The sequence below is a fragment of the Micromonospora phytophila genome (genome assembly GCF_023656545.1).
GTDB classification, from domain to species: Bacteria; Actinomycetota; Actinomycetes; order Mycobacteriales; family Micromonosporaceae; genus Micromonospora; species Micromonospora phytophila.
Genome location: NZ_JAMOKF010000191.1, coordinates 1 through 10,820 on the forward strand (window position 1 = coordinate 1; position 10,820 = coordinate 10,820).

Annotated in this window: 11 protein-coding genes; 10 read left to right on the plus strand and 1 reads right to left on the minus strand. The window is 73.2% G+C overall.

The window, feature by feature from the left end:
* The 9 genes from NCC78_RS20555 to NCC78_RS20595 form a co-directional block, all read left to right on the plus strand.
* Positions 1–240 (plus strand): hypothetical protein (locus tag NCC78_RS20555; protein ID WP_250796351.1); only part of this gene is annotated, 240 nt, incomplete at its 5' end.
* 4 nt (positions 241–244) lie between these two features.
* Positions 245–1,834, plus strand: a complete 1,590-nt coding sequence (locus tag NCC78_RS20560; protein ID WP_284706333.1) for an FAD-dependent monooxygenase — start codon at positions 245–247, stop codon at positions 1,832–1,834.
* Between the two features lie 252 nt (positions 1,835–2,086).
* Positions 2,087–2,926: a poly(ethylene terephthalate) hydrolase family protein gene (locus tag NCC78_RS20565; RefSeq protein WP_250796363.1), complete on the plus strand. Its 840-nt coding sequence runs from the start codon at positions 2,087–2,089 to the stop codon at positions 2,924–2,926.
* 332 nt (positions 2,927–3,258) lie between these two features.
* Positions 3,259–4,044, plus strand: a complete 786-nt coding sequence (locus NCC78_RS20570) for an ABC transporter ATP-binding protein (RefSeq protein WP_250796353.1) — start codon at positions 3,259–3,261, stop codon at positions 4,042–4,044.
* Complete coding sequence (locus NCC78_RS20575; RefSeq protein ID WP_250796355.1) at positions 4,041–4,763, plus strand: ABC transporter ATP-binding protein; 723 nt, start codon at positions 4,041–4,043, stop codon at positions 4,761–4,763. Before NCC78_RS20570 ends, NCC78_RS20575 begins: the two co-directional genes overlap by 4 nt.
* Positions 4,764–4,790: 27 nt before the next feature.
* Entirely contained in the window at positions 4,791–5,669 is an 879-nt protein-coding gene (locus NCC78_RS20580; protein ID WP_250796357.1) for a branched-chain amino acid ABC transporter permease, read from the plus strand.
* Complete coding sequence (locus tag NCC78_RS20585) at positions 5,666–6,778, plus strand: branched-chain amino acid ABC transporter permease (protein ID WP_250796358.1); 1,113 nt, start codon at positions 5,666–5,668, stop codon at positions 6,776–6,778. The genes NCC78_RS20580 and NCC78_RS20585 overlap by 4 nt, the downstream gene beginning before the upstream one ends.
* A 103-nt stretch (positions 6,779–6,881) precedes the next feature.
* The gene (locus NCC78_RS20590) at positions 6,882–8,168 is read left to right on the plus strand and encodes an ABC transporter substrate-binding protein (RefSeq protein WP_250796359.1); all 1,287 of its coding nucleotides are present in this window, start codon (positions 6,882–6,884) and stop codon (positions 8,166–8,168) included.
* Between the two features lie 540 nt (positions 8,169–8,708).
* A complete protein-coding gene (locus NCC78_RS20595; RefSeq protein ID WP_250796360.1) occupies positions 8,709–9,320 on the plus strand; it encodes a TetR/AcrR family transcriptional regulator in 612 nt (203 codons plus the stop codon).
* A gap of 4 nt (positions 9,321–9,324) precedes the next feature.
* On the opposite strand, the gene NCC78_RS20600 is transcribed toward NCC78_RS20595, so the two are convergent.
* Positions 9,325–10,080: an alpha/beta fold hydrolase gene (locus NCC78_RS20600; RefSeq protein ID WP_250796364.1), complete on the minus strand. Its 756-nt coding sequence runs from the start codon at positions 10,078–10,080 to the stop codon at positions 9,325–9,327.
* Positions 10,081–10,173: 93 nt separating this feature from the next.
* Here NCC78_RS20600 and NCC78_RS20605 point away from each other — a divergent pair.
* Positions 10,174–10,820 (plus strand): ATP-binding protein (locus NCC78_RS20605; protein WP_250796362.1); only part of this gene is annotated, 647 nt, incomplete at its 3' end.

The window sequence follows — 10,820 nt, forward strand, 5'->3', positions numbered from 1 at the left end:
GGCTTCCTGACCGTGCTGCGCGGGCGGGTCGGCGCGGTGCACGCCGCCGGCGGCACGCTGCGCGACGCGTTCCACGCCGCGCACACCGCCCTCGCCCCCCGCTACGGGTCGTGGCCGATCTTCGAGCACTGCCTGCCGTTCAACGTGCAGCGGCTGTGGGACGAGCTGGACGGCGTCGACTGGCCCCGCGTCTGGACCGCCGAGCGGGACCGGGAGGTCTGGGAGGTGCTCCAGTCGTGAGCGGGTGCACCGAGCTCAGCGAGGGCCGCGAGCGCACCACAGAGGAGATCCAGCGATGACCGAGCCGGTGGTGGTCGTCGGTGGCGGGCCGGTCGGGCTGGTGGCGGCGCTGCTGCTGGCACGCTGGGGCGTACCGACGGTGGTGTGCGAGGCGGCGCCGGCCCGCGAGCCGGTGGGGTCGAAGTCGATCTGCGTGCAGCGCGACGTCCTCGACGTCTACCACCGCGTCGGGGTGGCCGACGCGCTGCTCGCCGAGGGGGTCACCTGGCACGTCGGGCGCACCTACCACCGCGGCCGGGAACTCTTCACCACGACGTTCCCCGACCCGGGGCGCAGCGCGTACCCCGGCTTCATCAACATCGGGCAGGCCGCCGTCGAGCGCCACCTGGTCGCCGCCGTCGCCGCGCAACCCCTGGTCGAGCTGCGGTACGACGCCCAGGTCACCGCCGTCGACACCGACGCCCACGGGGTGACGGTGACCGCCGGTGGACGGTGTGTCCGGGGCAGTCACCTGCTCGGCGCCGACGGGTCGCGCAGCACCGTGCGGCGGCTGCTCGGCGTGGGCTTTCCGGGCCGCTCGTTCGGCGACCGGTTCCTCATCGCCGACATCCGCGCGGAGCTGCCGTTCCCCGCTGAGCGGCGGTTCCATTTCGATCCGGAGTGGAACCCGGGCCGGCAGGTGCTGGTGCATCCGCAGCCGGATTCGGTGTGGCGCATCGACTGGCAGGTCCCCGACGACCACGACCCGGAGACCGACCGTGCCTCCGGCCGGCTCGACGAGCGGATCCGGCGGATCACGGGGGACACCCCGTACGAGATCGTGTGGCTGTCGGTGTACCGGTTCCACCAGCGGCTCGCTGACACCTTCCGGGTCGGCCGGGTGCTCCTGGCCGGCGACGCGGCACACCTGATGAGCCCCTTCGGGGCACGCGGGCTCAACTCCGGGGTGCAGGACGCGGAGAACGCCGCCTGGAAGATCGCGTACGAGCGGGCCGGCTGGGCCGGGCCGCACCTCGCCGACAGCTACACCGCCGAGCGGCGCGCCGCCGCGGCGGAGAACCTGCGGGTCACCGGGGAGACCATGCGCTTCCTCGTGCCCGGCGACGAGGACCAGTGGCGGCGCCGCCGGGAGATCCTCGACGCCGCCGCCGACCCGGCCACCCGGGTCGCCGTCGACTCCGGCAAGCTCGCCGAACCGTTCTGGTACGTCGACTCGCCACTGAGCACCGGCAGCCCGCCGGCGGACTTCCCGCGTGGCGCCGCCCAGCCCCGCCCCCCGGTCGCCGGGGTGCTCTGCCCGGACGGTCCGGTGACCGCCCCCGGGGCCGGCCGGCTGCGCGAGTTGTTCGGCCGGGGCTTCGTGCTGCTGACCCACAATGTGGACGTGCCGGTGCCGGTCGATCCGGGCAGCGGTCCGCTGTCCATCTACCGGCTGGACGAGATCGACCGCGAGGGAGTCGCCACCACCGCCCTGCGCGCCCGGCCCGGCTGGGCCGCGCTGGTCCGTCCGGACGGACACCTCGCCGCGGTGCTGGACGCGCCGACACCCGACGCCGTCACGAGGGCCTGGCGCACCGCCCGCGGGCTGGGGTGAACGAAAGGGGCTCTCGTCAACGCCTCCGGGTGAAAAAGGGTGCCGTGGTGACACCTCACCGCGCCGTCTCCGGCTTCCGCCGTTGGCTGCTGCCGCCCCCTCCGGACTGGTGATTTCACCGATGCGGTGCTCGCCGAGTACGCCTGAAACTGACAGGCGTCGATATATCCGACTCGGCAGGGAGTGCCCGACGTGCTATCACCCACCACCACCCGCCCCCGTTCCGCCGCACGAGCCCTGGCCGGGCTGGCCATGACGGCCGTCCTGGCCGCCGGAGGTGTCCTGGTCGCCTCAACCGGCGCGCAGGCCGCAGCGAGCCCGTACGAGCGTGGCCCGGCCCCGACCAGCGCGATCCTGGAGGCCAGCCGCGGCCCCTTCGCCATCGCCCAGCAGAGCGTCTCCTCGTTCAGCGTGACCGGCTTCGGCGGCGGGGTCATCTACTACCCGACCAGCACCAGCGAGGGCACCTTCGGCGCCGTCGCCATCTCGCCCGGCTACACCGCCGCCTGGTCCAGCATCAGCTGGCTGGGGCCGCGCATCGCCTCGCACGGATTCGTGGTGATCGGCATCGAGACCAACAGCCGCTACGACCAGCCGGACAGCCGCGGCCGGCAGCTGCTCGCCGCGCTGGACTACCTGGTCGAACGGAGCTCCGTCCGGACCCGGATCGACGGTACCCGGCTCGCCGTTTCCGGTCACTCGATGGGTGGCGGCGGCAGCCTTGAAGCCGCCGTGGCCCGGCCGTCGCTCCAGGCCGCCGTGCCGCTCGCGCCCTGGAACTCGGACAAGACCTGGTCGGACGTCCGGGTGCCGACTCTGATCATCGGCGGTGAGAGCGACAGCATCGCGCCGGTCTCGTCGCACTCGGAGCCGTTCTACAACAGCATCCCGGCCACGTCCGAGAAGGCGTACCTGGAGTTGAACTCGGCGAGTCACTTCTTCCCGCAGAGCGTCAACACGCCCACGGCCAAGCAGATGGTGGCCTGGCTGAAGCGGTTCGTCGACGACGACACCCGCTACGAGCCGTTCCTCTGCCCGGGCCCGAGCGGCTTCTCCATCGAGGAGTACCGCAACACCTGCCCCAGCTACTGACCCCCCGTCGGGGCGGCCACCAGGTGTGGTCGCCCCGACCCGGTCTGTCGTCGGCGGCGTGGTCGGTCCCGGCCACGCCGATGCGGGCTTCCGCGCCGGAGGCGGCGGAACTATATCGCATCCTCAGTGCAAATTAACTCCCGGCGAGGCGGCCACGGCCAGGCTGCCGGCTGCGACCTCGCCGACCTGACCACCCGTGCGGCCCACAAAGGTGGCCGCTGGGTGGTCGACGTGTGGACCTTGGCAACAACGAGGTGTCGAAGGTATTGACGGGGCGAGCCATAATCGTACACTGCCAGTGTAAATATCCCGCCCGAGTCGAGGGATGCGTGATGGAGCAAGGGCTCGCACTGCACCACATCGGGGTGCGCTTCGGCGGCCTCACCGCCCTCGACGACGTCTCGCTGCGGGTGCCCGCCGGCAGCGTGGTGGGCGTGATCGGCCCCAACGGCGCCGGCAAGACCACCCTGTTCAACGTCATCTGCGGCTTCCTCGTGCCGGAGTCGGGCTCGCTGACCCTCGACGGCCGCCCACTGCGACCGCGACCACACCAGCTGACCCGGCTCGGCATCGCCCGGACCCTGCAGGGCACCGGGCTCTTCGCCGGGCTCACGGCGCTGGAGAACGTGATGACCGGCGCCACGCACACCGCGCGGGCCGGCTTCCTGGCGGCCCTTCTCGGCCTGCCCGGCAGCGACCGCGACGAGCGCCGCCTGCGCCAGCACGCCCTCGACATCCTCGACGGCCTGGGGATCGCCGGACACGCCGACGCCGCACCGGGCACGCTGCCCTTCGCCGTACGCCAGCGAGTCGCCCTGGCTCGCGCGCTCGCCGCCCGACCCCGGCTGCTGCTGCTCGACGAGCCCGCCGGGGGCCTGGGCGCGGAGGACATCGCCGACCTGGCGGAGCTGATCCGGCAGCTACCCCAGCGCGCGGCCGACCCCTGCGCGGTGCTGCTGGTGGAGCACCACATGGACCTGGTCATGTCGGTCTGCGACGAGATCGTGGTGCTCGACTTCGGTCGGGTGATCGCCGCCGGCACACCCGACGAGGTCCGCGACGACCCGGCGGTCACCGACGCCTACCTCGGCTCCGCCGTCGACGAGGCCACGGCATGAGCAGCGACGACCTGCTGCTGGTACGCGGGCTGGAGGCCGGCTACGGAGCGGCGCCCGTGCTGCACGCGGTCGACCTCTCCGTCCCGCGCGGCACCATCGCGGCGGTCGTGGGGGCCAACGGCGCCGGCAAGACCACCCTGCTGCGCACGCTCTCCGGCATGCTCCGCCCCACCGCCGGCCGGATCGCCCTGGCCGGCGAGGACCTGCGCGGCATCCCGGTGGAGCAGCTCGTCCGACGCGGCATGGCACACGTGCCGGAAGGGCGCGGGGTGGTCGGGGAACTCACGGTGGACGAGAACCTGCGCCTCGGCGGGCTGTGGCGACGCGACCGGGCCGACGCCGCCCGGGCCCTCGACGAGGTCTACCAGCTCTTCACGCCACTGGCCCGGCGCCGGCGACACCTCGGGCACCAGCTCTCCGGCGGCGAGCGGCAGATGCTCGCCCTCGGGCGGGCGCTGGTCGGCCGGCCCCGCCTGCTGCTGCTCGACGAACCGTCGCTCGGACTGGCACCGCGGGTGGTCGCCCAGATCATGGCCCTGCTGCGTCAGCTGCGCGACAGCACCGGGCTGACCGTGCTGCTGGTCGAACAGAACGTGCGCAGCGCGCTCTCCGTGGCCGACCAGGGCGTGGTGATGGCCCTCGGGCGGGTCGTCACCGCCACCCCGGCCGCCGAGCTGCGCGACGACGACGACCTGCGCCACGCCTACCTCGGTTTCTGACCACCTCGTCCCCCGGAAGGAGGACTGTTGGACCGCTTCGTCTTCCTCACCCTCGACGGTCTGTCGAGGGGTGCGGTCTACGCCGCGTTCGCGCTGGCCCTGGTGCTCATCTGGCGGGCCGCCCGCATCGTCAACTTCGCCCAGGGAGCGATGGCCGTCGCCACCGCGTACTTCGCCTACAGCGTCGCCGCGGCCACCGGCTCCTACTGGCTGGGCTTCCTGGCCGCGCTCGTGGCCGGGCTGCTCCTCGGCGCGGTCGTCGACCTGGCCGTCATGCGGTTCGTCGACCACTCGTCCCCGCTCAACCCGGTGATCGTCGCGCTCGGCCTGGTGCTGCTGATCCAGGCCGTCCTCGGCATGGTCTACGGCAACGAGTTCCTGCCCGCCGAGGCGCCGCTCTCCCGGGCCGCGCTCACCGTCGGCGGGCTCGCCGTCCTCTCCCCGTACGACCTGTTCGCCTTCGCGGCGGTCGGGGTGGTGGTCGTCGCGCTGGCCTGGACCTTCACCCGCACCCCGGTCGGCCTGCGGATGCGCGCCGCGGCGTTCGCCCCCGAGGTCTCCCGCCTGCTCGGGGTCAACGTCAGCGGCATGCTCACCCTCGGCTGGGCGCTCGCCTCCGGCGTCGGTGCGCTCGCCGGCATGCTGGTCATCCCCACCGAACTCGGCCTGCACCCGCACGCGATGGATCTGGTCTTCGTCGCGGCGTTCACCGGGGCCGTCGTCGGCGGGTTGGACAGCCCACCCGGCGCCGTCGTCGGTGGTCTCCTGGTCGGTCTCCTGCTCTCCTACGTCAGCGGTTACGCCGGCAGCGACCTCACCGCCCTCGCGGTGCTGCTCCTGCTGCTGGCGGTGCTGCTGGTCCGTCCCGCCGGCCTCTTCGCCCCGGCCGTGGCGAGGCGGGTGTGAGCGCCACCCGCGCGGCGACCCCGCCGACGACCCGGGCGAGCCACGCCGGCAGCCGTCCGTGGCAGGGGCGCCGCGGCTCGACCCTGCTGCGGCACCTCGCCGTCGCGCTCGCCGCCGCGCTGCTGCTGGTGGCGCTCAGCTACGGCCTGGAGCCGTTTCGCAACTTCCAGCTCGCCACCGTGGCCGCCTACCTCTGCGCGACCGCCGGGCTCACCGTCCTCACCGGACTCAACGGGCAGCTCTCGCTGGGGCACGGCGCGCTGATGGCCACCGGCGCCTACACCGTCGCTCTCTGCCAGAACGCCTTCGCCGACCGGGGCGTCACCGGGGGGTGGACGCTCCCGGTCTCGCTGAGCGCGGCGGTCCTGACCACCATCGGAGTCGGCGCCGTGGTCGGCGTGGCCGCGGCCCGGTTGCGTGGCCCGTACCTCGCCGGTGTCACGCTGGCCGTCGCGGTCGTCGTACCGGCGCTCGCGGTCACCTTCGACGACGTCTTCAACGGGGAGCAGGGGCTCTCGGTCCCCGTCGAGCCGCCCCCGGCGGCGCTCGGCCCGTACTTCCCCTACGAGCGCTGGCAGCTCTGGGTCACCGGCTCGGCCACCCTGCTCGCCCTGCTGCTGCTGGGCAACCTGGTCCGCAGCCGGTTCGGCCGAACGTTCCGGGCGGTACGCGACGACGAGGTCGCCGCCCGCCTCGCCGGCATCCACGTCGCGCGTACCCAGGTCCTCGCCTTCGTGGTCAGCGCCGCCACCGCCGGGCTCGGCGGCGCCCTGCTCGCGGTGCTCGCGCAGAGCGTGTCACCCGGGGCGTTCTCGCTGACGCTCTCGCTCTTCCTGCTCATGGCCGTCGTCATCGGCGGGCTCGGCAGCCTGGCCGGCGCGGCGTGGGGGGCCGTCCTGCTGGTCGCCCTGCCCGACCTGACGCACACCCTGACCGACCTGCTCACGCTCTCGCCCGCGGTGGCCCAACGGATGGAGGGCAACCTGCCGTTGGCGATCTTCGGGAGCACGCTGGTCGTCGTCATGATCGCCGCGCCCGGCGGGGTGCAGGGTCTGCTGTCCCGGCTCGGCCGGGCCCTGCTCGCCCGGTCACCGGCCCGGCGGTCCTGAGCCGGCCCGATCCGGCCGTGGCAGCCGGGCCGCGCCGGCCGCCGGATCACCCACCCACCACCCGTTCAACCAGTACCGGACCGAGGAAAGGTCGGTGTCCCACATGAAACGCGTCGCACGATGCGGTCTCGCGATCGCCACCTCCATCACCCTGCTCACCACCTCCGCCGCCTGCGGCGACGACGGGTCCGGCGGCGGCAGCCGTGCACCGGTGCCCGGCGTCACCGACACGCAGATCGTGGTCGGCACCCACATGCCGCTCACCGGGCCCGCGTCGGCCGGCTACTCGAAGATCGCACCGGCCACCAAGGCGTACTTCGACTACGTCAACGCCAACGGCGGCGTGCACGGTCGGAAGCTCACCTACAAGATCATGGACGACGGGTACAACCCGGCGAACACCCAGCAGGTGGTCCGCCAACTGGTCCTGCAGGACAAGGTCTTCGCCATCCTCAACGGCCTCGGTACGCCGACCCACAGCGGCGTGCTCGACTTCCTCAAGTCCAACCGCGTGCCCGACCTCTTCGTGGCCTCCGGCAGCCGGAGCTGGGACCAGCCCGACAAGTACCCGGGCACCTTCGGCTTCAACACCGACTACACCGTGGAGGGCAAGATCCTCGCCAACCACGTGAAGACCAGCCTGCCCGGCCGGAAGGTCTGCTTCCTCGGCCAGGACGACGACTTCGGCCGGGACAGTCTCGTCGGCGTGGAGAGGGTGCTCGGTGCCGGGGCGGTCGTCGCCCGGCAGACCTACGTCACCAGCAACACCAACGTGGCCCCCCAGATCGGTGCGTTCAATGCCGCCGGCTGCCAGGTCGTCATCCTCGCCACGGTGCCCGGCTTCACCGCGCTCGCCGTCGGCACCGCCGCCCGGTTGGGCTTCAAGCCGCAGTGGCTGGTCTCCAACGTCGGCGCCGACCATCCGACCCTGGCCAAGCAGCTCGGCGCCGCCGCCCCGCTGCTGGACGGGATGATCGGCGCCAACTACCTGCCGATGCAGAACGACACCGCGAACCCGTGGATCCAGCTCTTCACCAAGGTCAACAAGGAGCACAACGGGGACGCCCCCTTCGACGGCAACACCGTCTACGGCATGGCGGTCGGCTATCTCTTCGTGCAGGTGCTCCTCGCCGCGGGCAAGGACCTGACCCGGGAATCGGTGCTCGACGCCGTCGTCAAGGGCGGCTACCAGGGCCCCGGGCTGGCCCCACTGCGCTTCTCGGCCACCGACCACTCCGGCTACGGCGGGCAGCGGTTGACCCGGGTGAGCGGGGGAGTGCAGAGCTACTTCGGTCCGACGTACGAGACCGACGAGGGGGACGGGCCGGTGCAGGAGTACACCGCCGCGCCGGCGACACCGCCGGCCAACGGTGTGCCGACGGCCTCCTGATCGCCCGTTCCCGCGCCACCTGCTCACCGGCCGGACGCGGTCGCCGCGGTCTGCCGCGGCGACCGCGCCCGGCCCGCACGATCGAGGCGGCCAGGTCGTCGGCGCGCAGCTCGCGCAGGGAACCCTTGTTAGCGCGTCAGATCGGCGACCGGGCGGCGGCGACGATGACGACTTCTGGCATGACAACGCCCTCCCGGAGCACGAGGTATATATGCATCGGCAGTGCGGTTACACGTCGACGGCCTCAACGGGGATGCGCCATGGCCATCGTCACCGCCGTTGACATCATCACGTCCACCTCCTAATATTTGCACCGCAAATGCAGAATTAGCTCCACGGGCGGGCCGCCGAGCTGCTCAGTCGGGACACCCCGCTGGCCCAGCTCTGCGCCCGCGCCCGGCTCGCCGACCGCCCCGGCGCCGACGGGGGCTGGCCCGCCGGGAACCGCGCCGGCACCAGCCCCGGTCCGGGCGACCGGCGCGCGTCTAGACTCGGCGGTGCGCTCGCGGGGGACGTGGCGGCGGCGAGGGGGCGGCGTGGATGGGCAGAGCTGAGGCACCGGGCCGGGTCGACGGGCGGACCGCCCGGGCCGAACGCACCCGAGCCGCGATCGTGGAGGCCCACCTCGCGCTCATCTCCGAGGGTGACCTCCGGCCGACCGGTGAGCGCATCGCCGAGCGGGCCGGCATCTCGCTGCGTACGCTCTGGACCAACTTCAAGGACATGGAGACGCTGTTCGAGGCGAGCGGCGAGGAGCTGCTGCGGCAGCAGGACGCCGCCTACCGGCCGATCTCGCCGGCGCTGCCGCTGGCCAAGCGGGTCGACGCGTTCTGCCGGCAGCGGGCCAGGCTGCTCCAGCTCATCGCCGCGTCGGCCCGGGCCGCGCAGATGCGTGAGCCGGTCTCCGCGCAGTTGCACCGCAACCGCCTCAAGCACATCGCCCGGGTCCGCAACGAGGTCGAGCAGCTCTTCGCGGCCGAGCTGGACCAGGCCGGTCCGGGCCGGGAGCAGCTGGTGAACGCCCTGGTGGCGGCCAGCATGTGGCCGGCCTGGTCGATGCTGCGCGACGGCCTGGGGCTGGGCGTGGACCAGGCGCGGGCCGTGATGGCCCGTACGGTCGCCGCCCTGTTGGCCGACCCGGCGGCGCGCTGAGGGGTCAGCCGGCGAGGAAGTCGACGATCGCCGGCGCGAAACCGGGATCCCGGACGACGCCCAGGTGGTCACCGGGCAGTGGTCTGCGCACCGCGCCGGGGATCGCGCCGGCCAGCACCTGCGGGCGGGCCGCGAGGTGGTCGGCGACGCCGTGCAGCACGAGCGTCGGCGCGGTGATGCGCCCCAGCGGGATCGGGTCGGTGTGCACCGCGGTGACCTGGGCGGCCAGGGCGTGCCGGTCGGCGCCCACCGCGTCGGCCAGCAGCCGGAAGGCGAGGGCGGGGGACGCGGCGATGGTGCCGGAGTGCTCGGCGAGCAGCACCGCGGCCACCTCCGCCGGCGGCATCGCCCGGGTGTCGAGCCCGCCCAATTCCACCATGGCGGCGCCGACGCCGCTGAGCACGAGCCGCCGCACCCGGTGGTCCTGGCTGGCCAGGATCGCCGCGACGACCGCCCCCATCGAGTACCCGACCAGGTCGACCGCGTCGACGTCCAGGAGATCCAGCAGTAGGCCCAGGTCCCGGGCCATCGTCGCCTCGCCGTACCGCCCGGGGTCGCGGGGCTTCTGCGACGCGCCGTGGCCGCGAGCGTCGACCGTGACCACCCACCGCTGCGCCTCGACCAGCGCGGCGACCACGCCGGGGGCGACGAAGTTGGTGTGCGCGTCGACGGCGAAGCCGTGGTGCAGCACCACCGGCGGTGATCCGCCGCGGCGGCCCCACTCGCGGTAGGCGATCTCCACCCCGTCGAACGAGGTCATCCGGTCCACCAGGTCACCTGCCCTCTTTCCAACTTGTTACCGATGGGTGACACTCAAAATATGGTCACTGCATCGTCAGTGCAAATAACCGAGTTGCGGGGGCGCGATGACGAGTGCCGGGCGATCCGGCAGCTGCTCGACGGCGCGGCGGGCGGCGGGCGGGCGCTGCTGTTCCAGGGCGAGCCCGGCTCCGGCCGCACCGCGCTGACCACCTACGCGCACCGGCACGCCGAAGGCTTCACCCTGCTCGCCGGCACGGGCCTCGCGGAGGAGGCCGCACTGCCCTACGCGGGGCTGCAACGACTCCTCGATCCGGTGCTCGACCGGGCCGAGGCGCTGCCCGGCCGGCAACCGCGCCTGCTGCGACGCGCCCTGACCGGAGCGGGCTGTCCCGCCGACCGCCGACTGGCACTCTCGATGGCCGTGCTCGACCTGCTCGCCCTCGCCGCCCGGGAGCGCCCGCTGCTCTGCACCATGGACGACGTCGACCTGGGCGACCAGCAGACCGCCGAGGCCCTGGCCTTCGTGGCCCGGCGCCTGCGTCAGCTGCCGATCGTCATCCTCCTCACCGGGACGACGAGCGCCACGGCCGGCGGGATACCCACCTACCGGCTCCGTCCCCTCGACGAGCGCGACAGCTGTGCCGTCCTGGCCGACCGGGCGCCCGAGCAGCCCTGCCCGCCGGTGGCCGCGGCGCTCGCCACGGTCGCCGGCGGCAACCCGCAGGCCCTGGTGGACCT